The sequence below is a fragment of the Streptomyces sp. NPDC006140 genome, assembly GCF_040628815.1.
GTDB lineage: Bacteria > Actinomycetota > Actinomycetes > Streptomycetales > Streptomycetaceae > Streptomyces.
On record NZ_JBEXTS010000004.1, the window covers coordinates 427752 to 452714 of the forward strand.

Annotated in this window: 18 protein-coding genes; 4 read left to right on the plus strand and 14 right to left on the minus strand. The window is 73.5% G+C overall.

What is annotated here, in order from left to right; translation table 11 throughout:
* Positions 1-13: 13 nt before the first annotated feature.
* From ABZ386_RS14580 to ABZ386_RS14595, 4 genes are all read right to left on the minus strand, one after another.
* Positions 14-1603 (minus strand): ABC transporter substrate-binding protein, encoded by a 1590-nt coding sequence (locus tag ABZ386_RS14580; protein WP_355725627.1) that lies wholly within the window; start codon positions 1601-1603, stop codon positions 14-16.
* A 174-nt stretch (positions 1604-1777) separates the two neighbouring features.
* On the minus strand, positions 1778-2218 hold the full coding sequence (locus ABZ386_RS14585; RefSeq protein ID WP_351334386.1) for a DUF6299 family protein: 441 nt from the start codon (positions 2216-2218) through the stop codon (positions 1778-1780).
* 105 nt (positions 2219-2323) lie between these two features.
* Positions 2324-2722, minus strand: coding sequence for a RidA family protein (locus ABZ386_RS14590; protein WP_351334384.1), 399 nt, complete (start codon positions 2720-2722; stop codon positions 2324-2326).
* On the minus strand, positions 2719-3846 hold the full coding sequence (locus tag ABZ386_RS14595; RefSeq protein WP_351334381.1) for an acyl-CoA dehydrogenase family protein: 1128 nt from the start codon (positions 3844-3846) through the stop codon (positions 2719-2721). Before ABZ386_RS14595 ends, ABZ386_RS14590 begins: the two co-directional genes overlap by 4 nt.
* A 126-nt stretch (positions 3847-3972) precedes the next feature.
* On the opposite strand from ABZ386_RS14595, the gene ABZ386_RS14600 reads away from it, so the two are divergent.
* Both ABZ386_RS14600 and ABZ386_RS14605 read left to right on the plus strand, forming a co-directional pair.
* Positions 3973-5571 (plus strand): AMP-binding protein, encoded by a 1599-nt coding sequence (locus tag ABZ386_RS14600; RefSeq protein ID WP_358964843.1) that lies wholly within the window; start codon positions 3973-3975, stop codon positions 5569-5571.
* A gap of 15 nt (positions 5572-5586) precedes the next feature.
* Positions 5587-6399: a PaaX family transcriptional regulator C-terminal domain-containing protein gene (locus tag ABZ386_RS14605; protein ID WP_114255822.1), complete on the plus strand. Its 813-nt coding sequence runs from the start codon at positions 5587-5589 to the stop codon at positions 6397-6399.
* Positions 6400-6424: 25 nt separating this feature from the next.
* Here the strand turns inward: ABZ386_RS14605 and ABZ386_RS14610 are convergent, their stop codons facing one another.
* The 4 genes from ABZ386_RS14610 to ABZ386_RS14625 all read right to left on the minus strand — a co-directional run bounded on the left by ABZ386_RS14610 (position 6425) and on the right by ABZ386_RS14625 (position 14399).
* Positions 6425-10735, minus strand: a complete 4311-nt coding sequence (locus ABZ386_RS14610; RefSeq protein WP_358964844.1) for a trypsin-like peptidase domain-containing protein — start codon at positions 10733-10735, stop codon at positions 6425-6427.
* Positions 10725-11096: a CU044_2847 family protein gene (locus ABZ386_RS14615; protein ID WP_351334372.1), complete on the minus strand. Its 372-nt coding sequence runs from the start codon at positions 11094-11096 to the stop codon at positions 10725-10727. The genes ABZ386_RS14610 and ABZ386_RS14615 overlap by 11 nt, the downstream gene beginning before the upstream one ends.
* 139 nt (positions 11097-11235) lie before the next feature.
* Entirely contained in the window at positions 11236-13587 is a 2352-nt protein-coding gene (locus tag ABZ386_RS14620) for a bifunctional salicylyl-CoA 5-hydroxylase/oxidoreductase (protein ID WP_358964845.1), read from the minus strand.
* Positions 13572-14399 (minus strand): enoyl-CoA hydratase family protein, encoded by an 828-nt coding sequence (locus ABZ386_RS14625; protein WP_356500009.1) that lies wholly within the window; start codon positions 14397-14399, stop codon positions 13572-13574. Before ABZ386_RS14625 ends, ABZ386_RS14620 begins: the two co-directional genes overlap by 16 nt.
* Before the next feature lie 320 nt (positions 14400-14719).
* Between ABZ386_RS14625 and ABZ386_RS14630 the strand changes: the two genes are divergently transcribed.
* Positions 14720-15175, plus strand: a complete 456-nt coding sequence (locus tag ABZ386_RS14630; protein ID WP_356615470.1) for an ATP-binding protein — start codon at positions 14720-14722, stop codon at positions 15173-15175.
* Here the strand turns inward: ABZ386_RS14630 and ABZ386_RS14635 are convergent.
* The 6 genes from ABZ386_RS14635 to ABZ386_RS14660 all read right to left on the minus strand — a co-directional run bounded on the left by ABZ386_RS14635 (position 15132) and on the right by ABZ386_RS14660 (position 23405).
* Positions 15132-16562 carry an amino acid permease gene (locus tag ABZ386_RS14635; RefSeq protein ID WP_355724094.1) on the minus strand — a complete coding sequence of 477 codons (1431 nt, stop codon included), beginning with the start codon at positions 16560-16562 and terminating at the stop codon, positions 15132-15134. The two genes, ABZ386_RS14630 and ABZ386_RS14635, sit on opposite strands and share 44 nt — an antisense overlap.
* 104 nt (positions 16563-16666) lie before the next feature.
* Positions 16667-17674 carry an ornithine carbamoyltransferase gene (argF, locus tag ABZ386_RS14640; RefSeq protein ID WP_351334359.1) on the minus strand — a complete coding sequence of 336 codons (1008 nt, stop codon included), beginning with the start codon at positions 17672-17674 and terminating at the stop codon, positions 16667-16669.
* An 86-nt stretch (positions 17675-17760) separates the two neighbouring features.
* Positions 17761-18984, minus strand: a complete 1224-nt coding sequence (locus ABZ386_RS14645) for an arginine deiminase (protein ID WP_351334356.1) — start codon at positions 18982-18984, stop codon at positions 17761-17763.
* 98 nt (positions 18985-19082) lie between these two features.
* The gene (locus ABZ386_RS14650) at positions 19083-20780 is read right to left on the minus strand and encodes an HEXXH motif domain-containing protein (RefSeq protein WP_358964846.1); all 1698 of its coding nucleotides are present in this window, start codon (positions 20778-20780) and stop codon (positions 19083-19085) included.
* Positions 20781-21204: 424 nt separating this feature from the next.
* Positions 21205-22311, minus strand: a complete 1107-nt coding sequence (locus ABZ386_RS14655) for a caspase family protein (RefSeq protein ID WP_351334351.1) — start codon at positions 22309-22311, stop codon at positions 21205-21207.
* Complete coding sequence (locus tag ABZ386_RS14660; protein ID WP_358964847.1) at positions 22308-23405, minus strand: hypothetical protein; 1098 nt, start codon at positions 23403-23405, stop codon at positions 22308-22310. The genes ABZ386_RS14655 and ABZ386_RS14660 overlap by 4 nt, the downstream gene beginning before the upstream one ends.
* A 221-nt stretch (positions 23406-23626) precedes the next feature.
* Between ABZ386_RS14660 and ABZ386_RS14665 the strand changes: the two genes are divergently transcribed.
* The gene (locus tag ABZ386_RS14665) at positions 23627-24961 is read left to right on the plus strand and encodes a cation:proton antiporter (RefSeq protein ID WP_351334345.1); all 1335 of its coding nucleotides are present in this window, start codon (positions 23627-23629) and stop codon (positions 24959-24961) included.
* Positions 24962-24963: the final 2 nt, after the last annotated feature.

Sequence of the window (24963 nt, forward strand, 5' to 3'; positions counted from 1 at the left end):
CAGGGCGGGCGGGTCACTGCTTCGGCTGCCAGTCCTCGATGTTCCACCAGGGGCCGCTGGCGAAGCCGTGCTCGTGCGGCTCCAGCTGGGTGGTCAGGCCGTCCCAGCGGTCGGCCAGCACGTAGAGGTGGTCGATGTGGGTGAGGAAGGTGTAGCCGGGGTCCTGGACCAGGGCGCGCTGCAGCGTGTCGTAGGCGGCCTTGCGTGCGGCCGGGTCCTGGCTGCGGCGGCCGGTGTCGAGGGCGCGGTCCACGGCCGGGTTGTCGTAGCGGGCCATGTTGTTGAAGCCGTCGCCGGCGAGGGAGGAGTGCAGCAGGGTGTAGAGGCCGAAGTCGGGATCGCCGGTGCTGCCGAAGCCGGCGAGGACGGCGGTGTCCTTCATGCGCGGCTCGATGACCTCCCAGGTGGCGCTCTCCACCTTCACCTCGATGCCGGCCTTCTTGGCGTCGGAGGCGTAGGCGAGGGCGTGGTCCTGGCGGACCTTGTCGCCGGAGGGGTAGAGGAGGCTGAACGAGGCGCGCTTGCCGTCCTTGGCGCGGATGCCGTCCTCGCCGGGCTTCCAGCCGGCCTCGTCCAGGATCCGGCCGGCCTTGCCGAGGTCCTTGGCGCGCTCGATGTCCTCGGTGAAGGCGGGGTCGTCGACGGGCAGCGGCCCGTAGGCCGGGCGGCCCGCGCCGTCGAGGATCTTGTCGACCATGGCCCGGCGGTCCACGGCGGCGTCCAGTGCCCGGCGGATGGCGCGGTCGCCGGTGACCTGGTGCGCGGTGGGCAGGGTGACGGCCCGGAAGTCGTAGGAGCGGGCCTCGTAGGTGCGTTTGGCGTCGTCGCCCTTGAAGGTGGCGGCCAGGTTAGGCGGCAGGACCGCGCCGTCGAGGTCGCCGGAGCGCAGCCGGGTGGCGCGGACGTCGTCGTCGGCGATGACCGCCATGGTGAACGTCCTCACCTTCGGCTTGCCGCCCCAGTAGTGGGGGTTGGCCTTGAAGGTGAGCTTCTCGCCCTTGCTCCACGTGCTGAGGACGTACGGCCCGGTGCCGACCGGCTTCGTGTTGAAGGAGCCGGTGTTGGGGTCCTGCTTCCCGGCCACGTGCTCGGGGACGATGGGCAGGACCGTGCGGGCGGCGAAGGGGGCGTAGGGGTACTTGAGGGTGAAGACGACCTTGTCGTCACCGCTCGCCCGGACCTCCTTCACGGCGTCCAGCTCGCTCTTGAAGGTGTTGTTGGTCTTCGGGTCGAGGACGGTCCGGTAGGTGTAGACGACGTCGTCGGCCGTAAGGGGCTCGCCGTCGCTGAACTCGACGCCGTCGCGCAGGGTGTAGGTGTAGGTGCGGCCGCCGTCGGTGATCTCGGGGAGCGCGGCCGCCAGCGCGGGCTTCAGCTTCAGGTCGGCGTCGTGGGCGAGCAGCCCGTCGAAGATCTTGGAGTTGCCGTCCTTGCCGTAGCCGAGGAGCGGGCTGAGGGTGTCGGGCTCGGAGGCCACGCCGATCACCACGGATCCGGCGGACTTGGCGTCGCCCGGCCCGCCGCTGCCGGGAGCGGAGCAGGCGGTGACCGCCGCGGCCAGCGCCGCCGTGGCGGCGGCCCCTCGTATCCGACGGGTCGACATGTGACCTCACACCCTTGTTGCTCTAGTCAGGTTGTTGCATAGACCTCGCAATTAAACAGTCAAGGAGGCGGATCGCGCACCATCGCGGTGTGAAAGGCCCAGGTCGTCGGGGAGGGCCGGGACCGGCGGACCCCTCGCATCCGGGGGTGTCCGCCGGTCCGTTCGGGCCCTGGCTCAGCTCTGGGTCAGGGTGATGTCCTGCCCCGAGGTCGCGTGGAAGCTGGGCAGCGGCAGGCCGCTGAAGGTGCGCAGCTCCATGAGGGTGGCCTCGACGTGGGCCGCGCCGGGCGTGAGCGCGCCGGGCATGGGACGGCCCGTGTTCACCCAGCGGTGCACCGCCCCGTCGCACACGGCCCGGGTGCCGCCGATGCCGTAGCGGGTGGTGGAGACGCCCTGGCTCACGGAGGAGCTGACGAAGACGGGGCCGCTGGAGCCGACGCAGCGGTAGGTGCCGGACAGGGTGACGGTGCCGTCGGCGGCGATCCGGCCCACCGCGTCGACCGTCACGGACTCGGAGGGGGCGAGGAGCGACGCGGCGGCGGGTGGCGCGCCGGCGCCGGTCAGCAGGAGCAGCGCGGCACCGGCCGCCGCGCCGAGGAGGGGACGTACACGCATGAGGGGAACCTCCCGGAAGGAGTGAAATGGCGGTTTCCACTCGTACCGGCCCTCCGGGCCGCCGTCCGTGATCCTCACCCCTTCGGTGGCGAGTCCGCCGCCCCCCTACGGCAGCACCGCGAACCCGTCCAGTTCCACCAGCGCCTCCTCGTCCCACAGCCGGACGACCTGGACGACCGCCATGGCCGGGTAGTCCCGGCCGGCCAGCCGGCGCCACAGCCGGCCCAGTTCGCGCGCGTGGGCGCGGTACGCCGGGACGTCCGTGGCGTAGACGGTGACGCGGGCGAGGTCGGCGGGGCTGCCGCCGGCCGCGGTGAGGGCGGCCAGCAGGTTGGCGAGGGCCTTCTCGAACTGCTCGGGCAGGGTCCGGCCCACCACCTTGCCGTCGGCGTCGAGGGCGGTCTGCCCCGCCAGGAACACCACGCGGGAGCCGGAGGCGACGACGGCGTGGGAGAAGCCGGCCGGCGGGGACAGGCCGGGCGGGTTGACGCGCTCGGTGGTCACCGGGCCTCCTGGTGGGCGTACAACTCCTTGGCGATGATGCCGCGCTGGACCTCGCTGGCGCCCTCGTAGATGCGCGGGGCGCGCACTTCGCGGTAGAGGTGTTCGAGCAGCTGACCGCGTTGCAGCGCGCGGGCGCCGTGCAGTTGGACGGCCGTGTCGACGACGTACTGGGCGGTCTCGGTGGCGAGCAGTTTCGCCATGGCGGAGCGCCCGGGCACGTCCGGGGCGCCCGTGTCGTACGCGGTCGCCGCCGCGTAGACCATCAGGCGGGCCGCCTCCGTGCGCAGGGCCATCTCGGCGACCTGGTGGGATACGGCCTGGAGGTCGCGCAGCTTGCCGCCGAAGGCGTCGCGGCGGGCGGTGTGGGCGAGGGTCGCGTCGAGGGCCGCCTGCGCCATGCCGACGGCGAAGGCGCCGACGCTGGGCCGGAACAGGTTGAGGGTGCCCATGGCGACCCGGAAGCCGCGGTCGACCTCGCCCAGCACGTCGTCGGCCGTCACCGGTACGCCGTCGAAGTCGAGGGCGCCGATGGGGTGCGGCGCGAGCATGTCGAGCCCCCGCCCGGTCAGCCCCGGGCGGTCGGCGGGCAGGAGGAACGCCGTGACCCCGCGGGCGCCGGCACCCGGGGTGGTCCGTGCGAAGACGGTGTAGAAGTCAGCCTCGGGGGCGTTGGAGATCCAGCACTTCTCGCCGGTGAGGCGCCAGCGGGCGGGGCCGTCGGGGCGGGCGGTCAGTTCCAGGGCCGCCGCGTCCGAACCCGCCCCGGGCTCGCTCAGGGCGAAGGCCGCGACGGCCGTGCCGTCGCTCACCGCGGGGAGCCAGCGGGCGCGTTGGGTGTCGGTGCCGTGGGCGTGGACCGGGTGGGCGCCGAGGCCCTGGAGGGCCAGGGCCGTCTCGGCCTCCGTGCAGGCCTGGGCCAGGGACTCGCGCATCAGGCACAGGTCGAGCGCGCCCGAGGTGAACAGGCGCCCGAGCAGGCCCAGTCGGCCCAGTTCGGCGACCAGGGCCCGGTTCACCCGGCCAGGCTCGCCCTTCTCGGCCAGGGGGCGCAGCCGCTCCGCGGCCAGGGCGCGCAGCTCGGCGCACCAGGCGAGTTGTGCCGGTTCGAGCGAGAATGCGGTCATCGCCGGTCCCTTCTGCGCCGCCCTGCGTCCGGCCGGGCCACTCCGAGGTTATCGCGGACCGTTGACTGCCGTCACCAACACGATACGCTCCAGGGGCGAGCCCACCACGCCAAGGGGGCGAACCGTATGAATCCACGGGACACGGCGCACGTCGACACCTTCACCCGCGACCATCTGCCACCCCCGGACCAATGGCCCGAACTCCGCTTCGACCTGCCGGAGCTGCGCTACCCCGAACGGCTCAACTGCGCCGCCGAACTGCTGACCGGCCAGCCCGGCGACCGCCCCGCGTTCCTCACCCCCACCGGTGAGCCGTGGACGTACGCCGAGCTGCGCGCCCGCGTCGACCGTCTCGCCCACCTGCTCACCGGCGAACTCGGCGTCGTCCCCGGCAACCGGGTGCTGCTGCGCGGCCCCACCACGCCCTGGCTCGCGGCCTGCTGGCTGGCGGTGCTGAAGGCGGGGGCCGTCGCGGTCACCGTGCTCGCCCAGCAGCGCCCGCACGAGCTGAGCACCATGTGCGAGATCGCCCGAGTGCGGCACGCGCTGTGCGACATCCGCGCCGTCGACGACCTCGCCAAGGCCGAGATCCCCGGCCTGCGGATCACGACCTACGGCGGTGACGCACCCGACGACCTGCTGAACCGCCCGGCGCCCGAGGCCCCGTTCGAGGCCGTCCCGACGGCGGCCGACGACGTGGCGCTGATCGCCTTCACCTCCGGCACCACCGGCCGCCCCAAGGGCTGCATGCACTTCCACCGGGACGTGCTGGCGATCGCCGACACCTTCTCCCGGCACGTCCTGCGGCCCCGCGCCGACGACGTGTTCACGGGCAGTCCCCCGCTCGGTTTCACCTTCGGCCTCGGCGGACTCGTCGTCTTCCCGCTGCGGGCCGGGGCGAGCGCGCTGCTGCTGGAGCAGGCGGGCCCGAGGCAACTGCTGCCGGCCATCGCCCGGCACCGGGTCTCCGTGCTGTTCACCGCCCCGACGGCGTACCGCGCGATGCTCGGCGAGCTGGACGGCCACGACCTCACGTCCCTGCGCCGCTGCGTCTCGGCCGGCGAGAACCTGCCCGCCGCCACCTGGCGGGCCTGGCACGAACGCACCGGGCTGCGCCTCATCAACGGCATCGGCGCCACCGAACTGCTGCACATCTTCATCTCCGCCGCCGACGAGCACATCCGCCCGGGCACCACGGGCGTCCCCGTGCCGGGCTGGCAGGCGCGCGTGCAGGACGCGGACGGCGCGCCGGTGCCCGACGGGCGGCCCGGGCTGCTCGCGGTGCGCGGACCGGTCGGCTGCCGCTACCTCGCCGACCCGCGGCAGCGCGTGTACGTGCGCGACGGCTGGAACATCACCGGCGACACCTACGTCCGCGAACCCGACGGCTTCTTCCGGTACGTCGCCCGCGCCGACGACATGATCATCTCGGCCGGGTACAACATCGCGGGCCCCGAGGTCGAGGACGCGCTGCTGCGCCACCCGGACGTGGTGGAGGCGGCGGTCGTCGGGCGGCCCGACGAGGCACGCGGCCAGGTCGTGGTGGCCTTCGCCGTGCTGAAGGAGGGCGCCGAACGGGACGCCGGGGCGCTGCGCGCCTTCGTCAAGACGGAACTGGCCCCGTACAAGTGCCCACGCGAGATCGTCTTCCTCGACGCGCTGCCGCGCACGGCCACCGGCAAGCTCCAGCGGTTCCGACTGCGCACCACAGGCGGCCGGGACTGATCCGCACGACCTAAGATGATCAACGTGTCCGACCAGCATGCACCACGGTCTCTCATCGTCACGCTCTACGGCGCGTACGGTCGCTTCGTGCCGGGCCCCGTGCCCGTCGCCGAACTGATCCGGCTGCTGGCCGCGGTCGGCGTCGACGCCCCGTCCGTACGCTCCTCGGTGTCGCGGCTCAAGAGACGCGGACTGCTCGTGCCCGCCCGCACCGCCCAGGGCGCGGCCGGGTACGAACTGTCCCCGGACGCCCGCCAGTTGCTCGACGACGGCGACCGGCGCATCTACGCCACCGCTCCGCCCGAGGACGAGGGCTGGGTGCTCGCGGTGTTCTCCGTGCCGGAGTCGGAGCGGCAGAAGCGGCACGTGCTGCGCTCCCGCCTGTCCGGCCTCGGCTTCGGCACGGCCGCCCCGGGCGTGTGGATCGCGCCCGCCCGGCTCTACGAGGAGACCCGGCACACCCTGCAGCGGCTGCGGCTCGACTCGTACGTCGACTTCTTCCGCGGCGACCACCTCGGCTTCGCCCCGACCGCGGAGGCCGTCGCCCGCTGGTGGGACCTGGCCGCCATCGCCAAGGAGCACGAGGCGTTCCTCGACCGCCACGAGCGCGTCCTGCGCGACTGGGAGAAGCGCGAGGACACCCCGCCCGAGGAGGCCTACCGCGACTACCTCCTCGCTCTGGACTCCTGGCGCCACCTCCCCTACACCGACCCGGGCCTGCCCTCCGAGCTGCTCCCCCGGGACTGGCCGGGGGTCCGCTCGTCGGCGGTGTTCCGGGGGCTGCACGAGCGGCTGCGTGAGGCGGGGGCGGAGTTCGTGGGGGTGTGACACCGCCCCCGGGCGCTCGTCGCGTTCAGGTGGACGGGCACGGCGGTGTGTTCCTGGCCGCCTCCAGGACCGGACGGCCGCGCTGCGCACGGCTGTTGGGGCCGTCAAGGGCCGCGCACAGGGTGGCCTGCCAGGCAGAGGGCGAGAGGCGGAGCGTCCGGGCGCCCTTCTCCGTGACCAGGTGCAGGGTGTCGCCGTCGATGCGGACCGCGTGCAGGTTCTCGTCCCCGCCGTTCAGTTGTCCGAGCGGCTCGGCGTCGTCAGGCGAGACCAGGCTGACGCCCGAGCTGACGACGAGGAGCGTCCCGTCGGGTGCCACTCCCAGGAAGCCGGTGGCGTCGTCGATGGCACGGGTCGGCTCCTCCGGGCGCTCGCCGTCCACGTCCCACCACACCACGCGTCGCTCCTCGTCGAACGCGGCGAGCCGGTTCCCATCGGGCGTGAAGACCACCCACCGTTCCACGTCGTCGTCGAGGAACGACCCGTTCGGCAGCGGCCCGCCCTCCAGCCGGGCCACACGGGTGCCGCGCCGGACGTCCCACAGCTCGATCCTGCCGCTGGCGCGCCAGGGGCCGGTGACCACCGCCACTTGGTGGGGGTGGCCCGGCCTGGTGGTCAGCCGGCCGGTGTCCTGGAACATCCCCCGGCCGGCCGGAGTGTGCTCCAGCCGGACCGGGCCGCCGCTCTGCACCCCGGAGCGCGGGTCCAGCCGGACCAGCGTGTCGCCCAGGCACAGCAGCACGAGGTCCCCGTCGCCCGTCTGCACGATGTCCTGCGGCTGGTTCGCGGTCGGGTCGCCGGACCGGCCGCAATCCCAGGTGACCCCGCGGGAACGCAGGGTGTCGGCGTCGTAGAGGCGGGCGTAGGTGAAGTAGTCCGACCAGACGAGCAGCGCGTCCCCGCCTTTGCGGGTGACCCAGGTCAGGTGCAGCTTCCATCCGTCGACTTCACGCATCTTCCCCGGCAGCAGGGTGTGGCGCGTACGGACCCCCGGCCCGGTGACCTCCAGCCGGCCCGCCCGCAACCGCGCGGTGCGCGAGCCGTCGGGCGAGAGGGCGGCGGCGTCACCGGAACGCGAGAAGAGCTCGTTCGCCACCGCGGACACGGGCTCGGGGCGGGAACGGAGCAGGGTGTCCCCCTCGACGGCCAGGACGGTGCGGGGGCCGGAGCCCTCTCCGACGACCCCGAGCGCTCTGGAGCCGTCCCGGCCGGGGAGCGTGAGGGACCAGAAGCGGTCGCGTTCCCTCGGGTCGCGAACCGTCACGCGCCGGTAGTCCCCCGTCTCTCCGGACACGGGGGTGGCATCGCGGTAGAGGTGCGTGCCCGTCAGGTCCCGGAAGGTCACACCTCCGGAATAGGTGCGGACCGGCTGCCGCGCCTCGGGATACAGGGAGTACCAGCGGACACCGCCCGCCACGTCCAGCCAGACGCCCCGGCCGGCCGGCTCCTGGTTCACGGCGGGCTGCGGACCGTAGACGCGGCGGACCCGCTCGCCGGAGGCGGTGTCGTGGAGGTCCAGATAGCGCTGCTCTCCCTTGGCACGGCTGCCGGCGACCGCGACGCGCTCCCCGTCTCCCGGCAGCCACGCCATGGTCGGGTTCTGCTGTTCCACGACCCGCTGGGACACGGGCAGAGCACGGCCGCTGTCCGTGTCCCAGAGCCGGACGAGCGCCTTGCGGCCGTCGTCCTCGGGGCGCGGTTCGTTGAAGGGGAAGAAGTGCAGCAGCCGGGTTCCGTCATCGGAGAAGTCGACGTGCGGGAACTCGACGCCGCCTCGGGCGGGCAGAGCCGCGGACAACTGCCGCGGGCGGGCTCCGGCCGCGCTCAGGTCCCACAGCAGCACCCTGCCGTCCAGGGTGACCAGCGCGTAGCGGCGGCCGTCGGCGCTGATCGCGTCCCGGAAGTCCTGGACGCGCAGGCCGGTGGGGACGCCCCGGAGCGGAGTGGCCCGGGGACGGCCGTCGACGGCGCCGGTCACGACGGTCGCCGTCAGATCCACGGCACCGTCCCGGCGCGAAAGCACCACCACGGTGCGGCCGTCCGGGGACATCGACGTCCACTGCGCGCTGCCCGGCCACAGCCCGCTGTGCGAGGACGTCACGTCCGCGGCGCGGACGTACTGCGCGAACAGGGCCTGCTGGGACTGCGGGGTGTGGCGGGCGGTCCAGGCGCCGGCCGCGTAGCGGAACGCGCTGTCCGGCGAGCGGTCGGCCACATCGGCGGCGAGCGTGCCCAGTTCGGCGGCGGCAGCCGTGCGCAACTGTGCCCGGTCCCGCTGGAGAGCGCGGTACGTGCTCACCGCGAGGGTCGACGCCAGCACCGCGAGCACGGTCACCAGAGCGGTCACGCCCCAGAGCCGGCGCAGCCCGCGCCGCTGCCGCCGCCGGCCCGCCTCCAGGTAGGCCCGCTCGGTGTCGGTGAGGTCGTCCGGCCGGTCGGCGAGCCACTGCAACCCCTCGGCCAGACGGGCCCCGTGCGGCAGCAGTCCGTCGGGGCGGCCCGCGCCGTCCCACTCCGCCGCGTCCCGCGCCGTGCGTTCGTGCCATTCGAGGAAGTCGGCGCCCTCGTGCAGCCAGGCCGCCGGCCGCTCCCACTCGCGCAGCAGTGCTTCGTGCACCACCTGCACGGTGCCGGCCCGCACGGACGGATCGGGCCGCTCCACGACGTCCCAGACCAGCAGCCGGCGCCCGGCCAGGGCGCGGGCCAGCGCGGCCTGGCCGGACGACAGCTGCCGGATGGGCGCGGCACGCCGGGTGAAGCCGCCCTGGCCGTCGGGCCGGGCCAGTTGCTGGAACAGCCTCCGGGCGGTGTCCTCGGAGGCCTTGGTCGAGGCGAGGCAGTCCCGGAGCGCCTCGTCGGCGTACTCGGCCAGGGCCTTGACGACACCGCCGGTCCGCTCGTAGGCGGCGTGGGTCATGGTGTGCGCCTTGCGCTGCTCCCACAGCCGGGTCAGGGCGAACTGCAGCAGCGGCAGGCAGCCCGGCTCGTCCACGGCGTCGGACACCAGACGACGGGCCAGCCCCTCTTCCAGACGCAGGCCGGCGACGGCCCGCACCGGTTCCTGCACGGCCCGGGTCAGGGCTTCGGCGGTCATCGGCGCCAGGAACTGCACCGCACCGTCCAGCCGGGCCGAGGTGTCGGCGGCGGTGAGGGCCTCCAGCGTCGTGGAGCGCGCCGTCAGCACGGCCCGCAGTCCGCCGCCCTGGGCCGGGTCCGGCGCCTGGGCCAGCGCCGACAGGGCACGGAAGGCGCGCAATGCTCCCTGCGGGCAGGCCACGGCGTACTCCTCGAACTGGTCGAGGAGCAACACGGCGCCGCGTGGGCCGAGTTCGTGGGTGAGCCGGCCGCGCAGGACACGCAGCCGGGCCTCGTCGCCGGCGCACGCCGCACGCACCTCCTCGAAGCGGTCGCTCCGGGCTGCGTCGTCCGGTACGGCGCTGTGCCAGGCCGCCGCGACCGCTTCGGCGACCCAGGCGTCGGCGTCCTCGGCCGGTGCCCCGGCCGCGTCAACGGGCTCGGGCACCCGCAACGCCCAGGGCGTCCCCTGTGTGCGGACCGCTGCCAGCAGGCCCGCTCTCAGCAGGGAGGACTTGCCGCTCCCGGACGGGCCGACGAGGACGGTGACGGGACGGGTCTCCAGCGCCCGCACCAGCTTGCGCACCTCGTCCTCACGGCCGTGGAAGTACCGGGCGTGCTCGCTCTCGAACCGGGCCAGGCCCCGGAACGGGCACGGCAGCACGTCGGGGTCGGTCAGCCGGTCCGCGGCCAGCAGATACGCGGTGTCGCTGACCGGCCCTCTGCCCCGGGTGGTGAGCATGCCGACTACGGCCTCTTCCGCCGGGTCCCAGACGGCGGCGCCGCTGAACCCCGGGCCGATGCGGACGCCCGGTGCCGTCAGGTCGAGCTGGATGAGGTCGGCGCGCTGCCGGCCGCGCATGGTGCCGGTCGCGTTGACCCCGCGGGGCACCCCTTCGGGAAAGCCGAAGGCCCGGATGTCCCGGTTCCACTCGCCCTCGGAGCCGTCCGCGAGAGGCAACGGCTCCGTTCCGTCCGCCCTCGTGGTCAGACGCAGGTGCGCGATGTCGTCCTCGGGCCACCAGGACTCCACCACGGCGGACACCCGTGGGCCCGGTTCGGCACCGGCGAGCAGCGGGAAGTCGACCACGACCGGCTGCACGGGGCGGCTGCCGTCCGGCTCGGCCACGACGTGGGCGCAGGTGCACAGCAGGTCGTCGTCCAGCAGGAAACCCGCGCCGACCGGTTCGCCGTCCGGGGCGAACACCCGGGCGGCACCGCGTTCGTACCGTGCCCGGCGCGGCAGGGAGCTAGCCGGCATCGGTGGTTCCGGCGACGCTCGCGGCGTCCCATTCGACACCGACCGTGAAGTGGGCCTCGGCCGCGGTCCGGGCGACGACCACGCCTGCCTCGGCGGTCACCTTGACCCCGAACTCCAGCGTGATCCGGTCCGGCCGGCGAGGCATGGAGCGGAGCGAGTCCACGATGTCCGAGACCGCCGGGCGGACCCGGTCGACGGCGCTGCGCAGGGTGTCGGCCGCGCTCGCCACGTCGTCCGCCGGGCGCGGCCGGCGGATGGGTTCGTAGGGGTCCTCGACCACGGGGCGCGGCGAAGCCGGTTCGGTGGTCTCGACGCGCAGCAGCGAGCCGTCGTCGAGTCGGATGCTGGTGATGGCCGTCATCGGTGGCTGTCTGTCCTCTGATGTCGTGGTGAACGAACGTCGTAGTGAACGAACGACAACAGAGCGTAGTCAATCGTGGGACAGCACGTGCCCGAAGTTCCGCCTTGCGGCGGGGAGTTCGGCCGGAACCTGCGTCATCTCACAGGCTCAGCCGCGGCTTGGGCGCGTCCGTGCGGCCCGTCCGGGGGCGGCGGCTGCCCGCGCGGTACGGGGCCGGCCAGGTCGCGCCGGGGCCCGTGTAGCCCTGTTCGGCCGCCGCGTGCAGGGTCCAGTGCGGGTCGTAGAGGTGCGGGCGGGCCAGGGCGCACAGGTCCGTGCGGCCGGCGAGGACCAGGGAGTTGACGTCGTCCCAGGAGGAGATCGCGCCGACCGCGATCACGGGGATGCCGGTGGCGTTGCGGATGCGGTCCGCGAACGGCGTCTGGTACGACCGCCCGTACTCGGGCCGCTCGTCCGCCACGACCTGCCCCGTCGACACGTCGATCGCGTCGGCGCCATGCGCGGCGAAGGCCCGGGCGATCTCCACGGCCTCCTCGGCGGTCGTCCCGCCCTCGGCCCAGTCGGTGGCGGAGACGCGGACGGTCATGGGCCGCTCCCCCGGCCAGACGTTGCGTACGGCGTCGAAGACCTCCAGCGGGAAGCGGAGCCGCTTCTCCAGGGTGCCGCCGTAGGCGTCGGTGCGGCGGTTGGTCAGCGGGGAGAGGAAGCCGGAGAGCAGGTAGCCGTGGGCGCAGTGCAGTTCGAGCAGGTCGAAACCGGCCCGCGCGGCACGCACGGCGGCGGCCGCGAACTGCTCACGGATGTCGGTGAGCTGGGCACGGGACAGCGCACGGGGGGTCTGGCTGAACCGCTGGTACGGCAGTGCCGACGCGGCCACGAGCGGCCAGTTGTCCTCCTCCAGCGGCTCGTCCATGCCCTCCCACATCCGTTTCGTCGAGCCCTTGCGGCCGCTGTGGCCGAGTTGCACGCCGATCGCGGTGCCCGGGGCCTGCGCGTGCACGAAGCCGGTGATCCGCTTCCAGGCCTCGGCCTGCCGGCCGGTGTAGAGGCCGGCGCAGCCGGGCGTGATCCTGCCCTCCTCGCTGACGCACACCATCTCCGTCATCACCAGCCCGGCCCCGCCCAGCGCCCGCGCGCCCAGATGGACGAGGTGGAAGTCGCCGGGGACGCCGTCGACCGCCGAGTACATGTCCATGGGCGAGACGACGACCCGGTTGCGCAGGGTCAGGCCGCGCAGCCGGAACGGGGTGAACATGGGCGGTGTGCCGGGCGGGCAGCCGAACTCGCGCTCCACGGCCTCCGTGAAGCGCGCGTCGCGCAGGCGGAGGTTGTCGTGGGTGACGCGGCGGCTGCGGGTGAGCAGGTTGAAGGCGAACTGGCGGGGCGGCTGGTCCAGGTAGAGGGCGAGGTTCTCGAACCACTCCAGGCTGGCCCGTGCCGCGCGCTGTGTGGAGGCGACGACCGGGCGCCGCTCCGCCTCGTAGGCGGCCAGGGCCTCGGGCAGGGAGTCCTGCTCCGCCAGGCAGGCCGCGAGCGTCAGGGCGTCCTCGACGGCCAGTTTGGTGCCGGAGCCGATGGAGAAGTGGGCGGTGTGGGCGGCGTCGCCGAGGAGGACGACGTTGCCGTGCGACCAGCGCTCGTTGACGACCGTGCGGAACGTCGTCCACGTCGAGTTGTTCGACTTCAGGGGGCGGCCGTGGAGCGCCTCGGCGAAGATCTTGGCGCAGCGCTCGATGGACTCCGCTTCGCCGAGCTCGTCGAAACCGGCCGCGCGCCAGACCTCTTCGCGCATCTCGACGATCACGGTGGAGGCGTCCGGCGCGTAGGGGTAGGCGTGGAGCTGCATCACGCCGTGCTCGGTCTCGGCGATCTCGAAGCGGAAGGAGCCGAAGGCGAAGTCGGCGGCGAGCCAGATGTAGCGGCAGCGGTGGGTGGTCAGGCGGGGGCGGAACGCGTCCGCGTACCTCTCGCGGGTGGTGCTGTGGACGCCGTCCGCGGCGATGACCAGGTCGTGGGTCCGCGGGAGGTCGTCGGGGGCCTCGGTGTGGAAGCGGAGGTTCACGCCGAGTTCCCGGCAGCGGGCGTGGAGGATCTCCAGCAGGCGGTGGCGGCCCAGTGCGGCGAATCCGTGGCCGCCGGAGGTGTGGCGTACGCCGCGGTGGACGATGTCGATGTCGTCCCAGCGGACGAAGTCCCTGCGGAGGGCCTCGTAGACCGCGGGGTCGGCGTGTTCTATGCCGCCGAGGGTCTCGTCGGAGAGGACCACGCCGAAGCCGAAGGTGTCGTCGGGGGCGTTGCGTTCCCAGACGGTGATGTCGCGGGTGGGGTCGAGGCGTTTGAGGAGGGCGGCGGCGTAGAGGCCGCCCGGGCCTCCGCCGATCACTGCGACGCGCAGGGGGTTGTTCGGCTGGGTGTGCGAGTGCGGGTTGTCGGTGGCTGGTCTCACAGTTCCCCGCGCCCCTGAGGGAGATGCGCTCACCGTCCGCTCCATTTCGGGGGGCGCTTTTCTGTGAAAGCCGCGTGGAACTCCGCGTAGTCCTCTCCTGTCATCAGGAGAGCCTGCGTCGAGGCGTCGAGTTCCACCGAGGCCGCCAGGGGCATGTCCAGCTCGGCCGTGAGGAGGGCCTTCGTCTGGGCGTACGCGAGGGCCGGGCCCTCCGCCAGGCGGCGGGCCAGCTGCTGGGACGTCTCGTCCGCCCGGCCCTCCTCCGTCAGTTCGCTGATCAGGCCGATGCGCTCGGCCTCCGGGGCGCGGACCGGGTCGCCCAGCATCAGCAGGCGGGTCGCGTGGCCCAGGCCGACGACCCGGGGCAGCAGGTAGGCCGCGCCCATGTCGCCGCCGGAGAGGCCGACGCGGGTGAAGAGGAAGGCGAAGCGGGTGGTGGGGTCGGCGACGCGGAAGTCGGCGGCCAGGGCGAGGACCGCTCCGGCGCCGGCCGCCACGCCGTGCAGCGAGGCGATCACCGGGAACGGGCACTCGCGGAGCGCGCGGACCACCTGGCCGGTCATCCGGTTGAAGTCGAGGAGCTGGGCGGTGTCCAGGGCGAGCGTGGCGCCGATGATCTCGTCGACGTCGCCGCCGGAGCAGAAGCCGCGGCCTTCGCCGGCCAGTACCAGGGCCCGTACGGACCGCTCCCGGGACAGCTCCGCGAGCAGGTCGCGCAGGTCGGCGTAGGCGCCGAAGGTGAGCGCGTTGAGCTTGGCGGGGCGGGCCAGGGTGACGGTCGCGACGCCGTCGGCGATCTCGACGCGCAGATGCTCCCAGCTCGGGGTGGGGGCGGCGGAGCCGGTGAAGGGACTCATGACGGGCGGCCTCCTCGGGCGGGCACTGCCTCACTGAGCTCTACCCCACGAAGCTATCACTCATTCGTGACTGTCGTCATGAGTGCGCGATAGGCCGTCCGGGTAGGACTCCGGTGTGGATCCGGGCGTGACCCGGGCCGGTCACATCCGTCACAGATCGTCCACACCGGCGTAACGGCGGGAGCAGCTGTGCGCGGCACCGCGTTCACCTGGGTAAGCCGTCGGCAAGGGGGCGAAGGTGCCCCCGACGGTGCCCCTCGGACGCCTCGGAAGAGCGGCGCCGTACCATTCATCAGGTTGAAAGCAGGACGTCCTGCTCCATGAACGGACCCGCCTTGTACGAACTCCCCTCAGCCCCCGCCTCCTGGCGCATCGCGCTGCCGCACACCGCGGCGGCGGTGCCGGTGGCCCGTGCCCTGGTCCGTACGGCGCTGACCGAGTTGGAGCACGGGGCGGACTGCGACACCGCCGAGCTGCTCACGGCGGAGCTGGTGGCGAACGCCGTGGAGCACACCTCGGGCGAGACGCCGATAGAGCTGGTCGTGGAGCTGATGCCGTCGGGCTGCCAGGTCGAGGTGCACGACACCGACCCGGCGCCGCCCGGCGACCTCACCCGTCCGGCCGGCGGGCCGCCCGACCCCTGGCAGGAGCACGGGCGCGGTCTGCTGCTGATCCGCACCCTCAGCTCCTCCTGCGGCCACCGGCCCACCGAGTCCGGCAAGGCCGTGTGGTTCAGACTGCCTGTGGTGCCGGCTCAGCGGCGTCCGTCGGCGTGAGGCGGGCGAGCCGGGAGTTCCGGCGTCCGTAGAGCAGGTACAGCGCGACGCCGGCCGCCAGGAACACCGCGAACTGGAGCCAGGTCGCCGCGCCCGTCTCGTACATCAGGTACAGGCAGAAGCCGACGCCGAGCAGCGGGGTGACCGGGTAGAGCGGCACGCGGAAGGTGCGGGCGAGGCCCGGTTCGCGGCGGCGCAGGGCGATGACCGCGACGTTGACGGCGGCCATGGTGGCGAGCGTGCCGATGGTGCACAGGTTGACCACCGCGTCCAGCGGCGCGAAGGCCGCGGGGAGCGCGAAGACGACCGCCACGATCAGGGTGCCGGCGACCGGCGTGGAGGTCCTCGGCGAGACCTTCTCGAAGACGCGCGGGACGAGCCCGTCACGGGACATCGACATCAGGATCCGGGTCTGGCCGTACATCACGGCGAGCACCACCGAGGCGATGGCGACGACCGCGCCGAAGGCGATCACGCCGCCGCCGACGGTCGAGCCGGTGACCTGGTTGACGACGTAGGAGAGGGCCGCGGGCCTGCCGCCGACCGCGTCACCGCCGATGGCGCCGATGGCGGCGAGGGCGACCGCGCAGTAGAGCACCGTGACCAGGCCGATGCAGACGAGGATCGCGACGGGGATGTCCCGGCGCGGGTTCTTCGCCTCCTCGCCGGCCGTGGTGATCGCGTCGAAGCCGATGTACGAGAAGAAGGCGGCGGTGGTGCCCGCGCCGATGCCGGCCAGGCCCTGCGGCGAGAACGGCGTGAGGTTGCCGTCCTCGAAGGCGGTGAGGCCGATCGCGACGAAGGCGACGAGCACGGCGAGCTTGAGGACGGCCATCGCGGCCGTGGCCCGGGCGCTCTCGCGCACCCCGCGCACCAGGAGCACGGCGGCCATGGCGATGACGATCACGGCTGGGAGGTTGACCAGTCCGCCCTCGGCCGGACCGGCCGACAGGGCCGCGGGGAGCCGCAGTCCGACGAGGCTGTCGAGCAGTTCGTTGACGTACTGGCTCCAGCCGACCGCCACGGCCGACACCGACACGCCGTACTCCAGCAGCAGGCACCAGCCGACGAGGAAGGCCGTGCCCTCGCCGAGTCCGGCGTAGGCGAAGGAGTACGAGGAGCCGGAGACCGGGATCGCGCCGCCCAGCTCGGCGAAGGCGAACGCGGTGAGGACGCAGGTGAGCGCGGCCAGGACGAAGGAGACGACGACGGCCGGACCGGCCTGGGCGACCGAGTCGGACAGGCCGACGAAGATGCCGGTGCCGACGATCGCGCCGACGCCGAAGCAGACGAGCTGGAAGAGGCCCATTGTGCGCTTCAGGCCGTGGCCCTCACGGTCGGCGCCGGATTCGGCCACCAGGAGCTGGGGCGACTTGTAGCGAGGCATGCGGGTGGTGCTCGTTTCTGGTGGTGCGGGGATGCGACGGGTGCGTCGCGCGGGCGGCCGCGGAGAAGGGGTGGTTCCGGGCCGCCGGTCAGCATAAGGCCTGTTCAGGCCAGGGTCGCCACCATGATCGCCTTGATGGTGTGCATGCGGTTCTCCGCCTCGTCGAAGACCACCGAGTGGGCCGACTCGAAGACCTCGTCGGAGACCTCCAGGTACTCCAGGCCGTGCGAGGCGTGGATCTCGCGGCCGACCTTGGTGCCGAGGTCGTGGAAGGCGGGCAGGCAGTGCAGGAACTTCACGTCCGGGTTGCCGGTGGCGCGCAGGACGTCCATGGTCACGGCGTACGGGGCGAGGGCGGTGACGCGCTCGTCCCAGACCTCCTTCGGCTCGCCCATGGAGACCCAGACGTCCGTGGCGACGAAGTCCGCGCCGCGGACGCCCTCGTCCAGGGTCTCGGTGAGCGTGATGCGGGCACCGCTGCTCTCGGCGAGCGCCCGGGCCCGGTCGACGACCTCCTCGGCCGGCCAGTAGGCCTTCGGGGCGACGAGCCGGACGTCCATGCCGAGCAGGGCGCCGGTGACCAGGTAGGAGTTGCCCATGTTGAAGCGGGCGTCGCCCAGGTAGGCGAAGGAGATCTCCGTCAGCGGCCTGGCGCAGTGCTCGGTCATGGTGAGCACGTCGGCGAGCATCTGGGTGGGGTGCCAGTCGTCGGTGAGGCCGTTGTAGACGGGGACCCCGGCGAACGCGGCCAGCTCCTCGACCTTCTGGTGGCTGTCGCCCCGGTACTCGATCGCGTCGTACATCCGGCCCAGCACCCGCGCGGTGTCCTTGACCGACTCCTTGTGGCCGATCTGCGAGCCGGAGGGGTCGAGGTACGTCGTCGAGGCGCCCTGGTCGGCGGCCGCGACCTCGAAGGCGCAGCGGGTGCGGGTGGAGGTCTTCTCGAAGATCAGGGCGATGTTCCGGCCGCGCAGGTACTGCTCCTCGGTCCCGGCCTTCTTGGCGGCCTTCAGCTCGGCGGCCAGCTCGACCAGACCGCGGAACTCCTCCTGCGTGAAGTCCAGCTCCTTGAGGAAGTGGCGGCCGGCGAGGGCGGTCGGGACTGTCGCCATGGGGGCGCTCCAGGGATACGGGGGACACAGACTCCTGGAATACTATACGAAACTAAGCATGGGTATACGGGGCCGCGGTCGGTGACCTATACCGCCTCCCGTTCGACGGGGCAGCTCATGCACCGCGGGCCGCCCCTGCCCCGCCCCAGCTCGCTGCCCGGGATCTCTATCACCTCGATGCCCTGTTTGCGCAGGTGGGTGTTGGTGGTGGCGTTCCGCTCGTAGGCGACCACGACGCCCGGCTCGACGGCCAGGACGTTGCAGCCGTCGTCCCACTGCTCGCGCTCGGCCGCGTGCACGTCCTGGGTGGCGGTCAGCACCCGGATCTCGTTCAGGCCGAGCGCGGCGGCGATCGCGCGGTGCATGTGCTCCGGCGGATGGTCGGTGACCTTCAGCTCCTTCTCGCCGACGCCCGGCTCGATGGTGTACGAGCGGAGCATGCCGAGGCCCGCGTACTGGGTGAAGGTGTCGCCGTCGACCATCGTCATCACGGTGTCGAGGTGCATGAAGGCGCGCCGCTTCGGCATGTCCAGGGCCACGATCGTCTCGGCGGAACCGGCCGCGAACAGCTTGTGCGCGAGCATCTCGACGGCCTGGGGCGTGGTCCGCTCGCTCATGCCGATGAGCACCGCGCCGTTGCCGATGACCAGGACGTCCCCGCCCTCGATGGTCGACGGGTAGTCGGGCTGCCCCTCGGACCAGACGTGGAAGTCCTCGTCCCGGAACAGCGGGTGGTGCCGGTAGATCGCCTCGAAGTGCACGGTCTCGCGCTGCCGGGCGGGCCAGCGCATGGCGTTGATGGAGACACCGTCGTAGATCCAGGCGGAGGTGTCGCGGGTGAAGAGGTGGTTGGGCAGGGGGCCCAGCAGGAAGTCGTCCAGTTCCATGACGTGGAAGCGCACGGAGGCCGGCTCCGGGTGCACGTCCAGGAACTCGCGTTTCGTCATGCCGCCGACCAGCACCTCGGCCAGCTCCCGGGCGGGCAGCGTCTCGAAGGCGGCTCTGAGGTGGTCGGTGGCGAGGGGGCCGTACTCCTTCTCGTCGAAGACCCGGTCCAGGACGAGGGACCTGGCCGCCGGGACCTCGAGCGTCTCGGCCAGCAGGTCACCGAAGAGGTGGACGGTGACGCCCCGGTCGCGCAGCACGTCGGCGAACCCGTCGTGCTCGGCGCGGGCCCTGCGCACCCACAGCACGTCGTCGAAGAGCAGCGAGGTCTTGTTGCTGGGGGTGAGCCTTTTGAGCTCGAGATCGGGCCGGTGCAGGATGACACGGCGCAGCCGCCCGGCCTCGGAGTGGACGTGGTATGCCATGCCTCCATCCTGACCACCGCGGGCCGACTTGACTCGCTTGTCGCCCGTTTCCGCCGACTCTTGTTCGCGTCTGCGTGACGACAACGGGCCGCTCCCGGTCATCCGCTCGGCAGCGGCTGAAGCAGCTCCGGCCGCGCCAGCATGCGCCGCGTCTCCCGCCCCGGGGCGAGCACGGACCGGGCGACGATCCAGCCGGCCAGGGCGTGCGGCTCGGCGGGGTCGGCGGCCAGTTGCTCGGCGTAACGGGCGAGCGCGGCGGCCGCGTCCCCGGCGGCGAGGTGCTCGTCGGCGGTGTGCGGGGTGACGGGCCGGACGGCGAAGGCGTGGCTGCGGACGTCGGGCCAGGAGGTGCGGTCGGGGCGGAAGCGGGGACCGTCCGACGGTGACTCCCCCACGGGGTCGACGTTGCGCAGCCGCCACTCGGTGCGGTGCAGCGCGGCCGCCGCCCGGGCCCGGGCGAGGGCGGGGTGCGGGACCGGCTCGCGCAGCCAGCCGTCGAGGGTACGGGCGAGGCCCGACACGAGGGCCCGGCCCTGCGGGGTGAGTCGGCCCTCCGCCAGCAGGGTGCGCACGACCAGCCGGCTCTGCAGCCGGCGCAGCGCGAAGTGGTACCCGGCGGTGTCGGCCGCCCGTTCGTCCGCCGCCACGGCCAGGCGGTCCCGCCAGAAGCCCGCGACGCCGGTGAAGGCGTAGGCGCCGTGCAGCAGGCCGGTGAGGTGGCGCGGGTCGGGCCGCCACGGGGCGTAGTAGCGCTCCTGCCGGTCGTCGTCGAGCAGCGGGAAGAGGTGCAGGAGGGCGGCGAGCTTGCTGTGCTGGAACTCGTGCACCAGCGTCTCGGCGAGGGCCAGGGCGGACGACGGGCGGGCGATCACCATCGCCCCGAAGGAGTCACCGCTGGAGGCGGAGACCAGGACGGTGGGCGGGGCGGGCGGCAGGGTGCCGGTGCGGCCCCAGGGCACCACGGCCCGGATGGCGCCGGGGTCGAACCGGCCCGGCCCGTCGCCGCCCGGCGCGGCGAGCAGGGCGGCGGCCTCCTCGAACAGCCGCTGCCAGGCCTCGGCTTCGGCCGGGTCCAGCCGTGCGGGCGGGAGGGGATCGTCCAGGTCGCGGTAGGGGTCGAGGTCGTCCAGGGGGATGGCGACGGGGCCGGTGGGGGTCCGGTGGGTGAGGGTGCGCAGGGGCAGCCACGTCGGGGTCGGGGTCTCCGGTGCCGGCAAGGGGTGGGGGGCCGGGCGCAGTGTCACCGACACGGTGCCGCCGTCGCGGCCCGGGCCGGAGAGGGTGAGTTCACCGTCCCTGGTTCTGGCCTGACCGGTCGTCAGTCCCGCTGCCGGGTCGGTGAGCCGGGCCAGTCCCAGTCCCGGTAAGGGCAGGGCGCCGTCGGTCAGGGGCACTTCAAGGTCCGCCCGGGTGCCGGCGTGCAGGGACGCCGCTACGGCCAGGGTGCACAGGTGCCCGGCCTCGGCCCACAGCGGCGGGCCCGACGCCGTGCCGTGCAGCCGGCGGAGCAGGTGGGCGATCCAGCCGCCGGTCGCCGGGGCGAGCAGCAGCCGGTCGACCGGTCCGGGCGCGGCCGCGGCGGCGTCCTTGAGGACACCCCAGGCTTCGGCCGCCGGGCTCAGCGGCGTGCGCAGCGCGTCGAGACCGTCCAGCAGGGTCCGCAGGAGCAGCAGCCGACGCGCCCGCTCGGCCCGTTCGAGGAAGGCGACGGCCTCCGCGGAACCGCCTCCCGCGGCCAGTTCCGCGAAGATCCGCTCGGGCATGCGGAACGGGGCGGGGCGCGGCTCGCTGGGCATGCGGGACCTCCGGTCGGGGGTGCGGGCGTAAGGGGGCCCCGGCGGGTCTTCGCGGCCAGGGGAGGCCCGCCTGCCGTCGGGGAGTGAGGGCTATTCGGCCCGGGCGGTCCCCTCGTTGCCCCCCTTTATGCTGTCGCGTGCGCGCAGGACCTCGCCGAGGAGACGGGCGGAGGGAGGCAGCGGGGCGAGACCGTCCACCGCGGTCAGGGGCAACCCCGCCAGGTCGGCAAGATCCGACTCCCAGACGTCGGTACCCGCAGCGGTGGCCTGCTCACGAACGGCGGCTCCGGCGTGGCACAGAGCGGGCGGCTGGTCCAAGATGCTCCCCCTTCTCGCACGGGGGCACGCGTCGCCCCGTGCCCGTGTCCTTTTCCATCATGGCCATTCCTGCCCGGGTCGAAAACCGTACGATCACGCCACTCGATCATTTCTGATCGCCCGGGCGTTGCAGCGAGGCGGCGAACTCGCCCAGAGCGGCGCTGAGTTGCTTCCTGAGGTCCGGGTCGTCGTCGAGGGCGACCACGGCGTCGAACAGGTCCCACAGTGCCTTCGGCCGACGCCGGGCGAGCCCGTTGAGGACGCCGACGACATCCGTACGCGCCTTGGGGTGACGGGACAGCGTGGCAGTGACCCGCGGGTCCAAGGAGGCGACCACGGCCTGCCGTTCGACGGGATCCTGCATCAGCGGATAGGCGAGGAGGGCGTCCACGGCCCGCTGCAGCGGTGACGCCGGACGCGCCCCGGCGTCCGCCCGCGCCGGCGCCACGATCTCGGTGCGCTCGGGGCTCTGCAGCCGAATCTCCGGATACTGCAGAGTACGTCCCGCTTCCCTGAGGGCCGCGATACGTGCCCGTACGGCCGGAAACAGTCCCTCCGGATCGGGCGGCGCGGGCAGGACGGCGGCCCCGTCGGTGAGCAGCCCGAGCAGGATCTCGGAGAACAGCCCCGTACCGCGCTCGGGGTCGTTGGCGGCGGTCCGCCCCCGCCCGGCCGCCCGCAGCAGTGTCTGCCGGTGGGCGAGGTTGCGCCGCCCCGCCGGCAGGGCGTCCGGCGGCAGCGGCTCCCGCAGGGCGAGGTCCTCCTCGAAGGTCTCGCAGGCGTCCACGATCCAGAACTGCTCGCCGAAGGAGGGCACGGCGTCCCCGGCGTACCGGTCGAGCGCGGAGTCCAGGTCGATGCCCAGCTTGTCGGCGGCACTGGCGTCGGCGCAGAACAACCGCAGGTGCCCGGCCCGGTCGAGGGCCCCGTGCCCGCCCCACCACACCCAGAGGACGTCGCCCTGCTCCAGGGGCAGTTCCCGCACGAGGACGCGGCGCAGGGTGGCGTGGTCGGCGGGCCGGTGGGCGACCTCGGGGACGTACGGCGGGAGCGGGGCGAGGTGGAGCCGGAGCTGCGCGTCGGGCACCCCGGCCGCCCGCAGCAGCCGGTGGAAGGCGACGGCGTCCCGGGCCGGGCCGGGCAGGTCCCAGCCGGGCCCGGCGTCGTACCGCTCGACGCCGACGATCAGCGCGTGCACCCGGGCGGGGTTCACGGCAGCCGCTCCACGATGTGCCGGTACACCTCGGGGTTCGTCCAGTAGGCGCTGTGGGCGGCCGGGAAGGGCTGGCGGCTGTCGACCGGGACGTCCGTGACGCGCCCGGGGAACAGGCCCGCGCCGAGGTAGGAGAGCAGGTCGCGGCGGTCGTACAGGTTCAGCCACTGCGGCACGTGCGGCGGGAGCGGGGCGGGGTGTTCCAGGGACGGCAGCGATCCGGACTCGTAGAGGAAGGGCCCCTGGGAGCCCGCCGTCACCAGGAGCCGGACCTGGGGCAGCGGGGCGGAGACCAGCGTGTCCAGGGCGATGATGCCGCCCAGGCTGTGGCCGACGAGGGTGACGGGCGGCTCCAGGCCGCTCACCAGGTCGCGCAGGCCGGCGCGGGCCGCCTCGCCGCGGCTGAGGTAGCGCAGGATGTCGCCGGCGGCGGGGTGCGCGGCCTCGGTGAGGGCGCGCCGACGGCGCACGGCGGCACGGGATGCCGCGGAACCCGCCACTCGCAGCACCAGGGAGCGCAGGCCGCGTTCCGTGCCCCGGGGCGGTGCACCGAGTGCCTCGGCGAGCCGGTCGGCGACGGCGTCACGGCTGTCGCCGACCGGGACGAGCGGGGCGTCGGAGTCCAGGGCCTCGGCGATCACCCGGGCGGTCAGGCTGCGGGCGGCGAGGGCCGCGAGGTCGTCGTGAGCGAGAGCCGCCGCGGCCGGGCCGAGCAGCGGATGGGCGGCCAGGTCCGCGGCGGCACGGGCCAGCCCGGGGCCCAACTCTGCGGCGGGGGTGTCGCCTTGGCCCGCGAGGGCGGTCAGTCGGGCCCGGACCGCCTGATCCGGGGGCAGGGAACCGGGCGCCCGCTCGGTGACCTGCGGCGTTCCGGCCGCGGCCAGGGCGAGTTCGGCGTACGGGTCGGCGTAGAGGGCGGCCCAGGCGGCGGCCGTCTCCTCCTCGCCGTCGGGCCCGGTGAGCGCTCGGGACGTGCCGCCCGGCTCGGCGGGGAGGCTGGCCCCGCCCGCCGCGAGCGTGGCGCCGTGCGTGCCGCCCCAGTAGTACGGCACGATGCGAAGTCCGCCGCGCAGGGCGGTCAGTCCGGCCGCCACGCGCCCCGCAAGCTTCGAGAAGCCTGGTTCGCGCACCCCTGTCCCATGGATGAAGACGACCGTCGCCATGTGCCCCCCGTGACACCGGTACAGAGTTGTGTACGACTGCCGATACGCCGTCAAGTTACCAGTACCATAAGGAGGTTGGGGTTCGAGCACACTTGCGAGAACCCGTCGACGGCCGGCTGGACGGCCATGACAACTGGACACAGGGGGACGCAGTGAGCGCTGACGCGGTGGTCACGCATTTCCTGTTCGCCTCGGCCCTGATCCTGGCGGTCGGCCATGGCGCCGGCTGGCTGGCCCAGCGGCTGAAGCAGCCCTACATCGTGGGCCAGTTGACGGCGGGCATCGCCCTGGGCCCCTCGCTGCTCGGCAGTACGGCGCCGGACGCCTACGCCCTGCTGTTCCCCGACGAGATCGACACCGCGCTGACCGGCCTCGCGCAGTTCGCCCTGGTGGTCTTCCTGTTCGCGGTGGGCTACGAGCTGGACCTGAAGATCCTGGGCGACCGGGCGCGCACGGCGGTGACGGTGGCGCTGGCGGCGTTCGTGGTCCCGATGGCGGTGGGCAGCGGCTGCGCGCTGCTGTTCCGGGAGCAGTTGCGGGCGCTGGACATGCCCGGGCTCACGGTCGGCATGGTGCTGTTCGCCGGGGTCGCCCTGTCGATAACGGCCGTGCCGGTGCTGACGGCCATCGTGCGGGAGAACGGCCTGGCCGACTCGGTGCCGGGCGTCCTCGCGGTGTCCGCCGCCGGGCTGCTCGACGTGATCGGGTGGACGGTGCTGGCCGGGACGATGCTGGACAGCGACAGCGGACACGACGCGCTGGGCTGGCAGTGGCGGGCCCTCGCCGCGGCGGCTTTCGCGGCGGTGATGCTGCTGGCGGCCCGGCCGGTGCTGCGCAGGCTGCTGTGGCGGACCCGGATGGAGCCGTCCCTGCGGCTGGCGCTGCTCATCGGCTTCGCCTGCGCGTCGGCGTCCGTGACGCAGTTCCTCGGGCTGCACGCCATCTGCGGGGCGCTGCTCGCGGGAATCGTCTGCCCCCGCGAGGACAACGGCACGCTGGACCCGGACCTGCTGCGGCCGCTGCACGTCGTCAGCTCGCTGCTGGTGCCCTACTTCTTCGTCTTCTCGGGGCAGTCCGTCACGCTGAACGGCATGACCGCCACGGGATGGCTCACCCTGCTGGTGGTGACGGTGCTGGCGGTCACCACGAAGGTCGCCAGCGGCACGGTCGCGGCCCGGCTGGGCGGGCTGGACCGCGACGACGCGCGGACCGTCGGTGTCCTGCTGAGCGCCCGCGGCCTGACGGAGCTGATCGCCCTCAACGCGGGTCTGCAGGCGGGCCTGGTGAGCAAGCCCCTCTACACGGTGCTGGTCTTCATGGCGCTGGCCACGACGCTGCTCACCCAGCCCTTGCTCCTCCTGGTCCGCCGACTGGCCGCGCGCGAGGCGAGCCGCACCGAGGAGGTCCCCGCGCCCCGGCCCCCTACGGAGGCCTTCCCGAAGCCGGCCGACGGCACCTCCACCACGCCCGTGGTGGACGCGGGCTGACC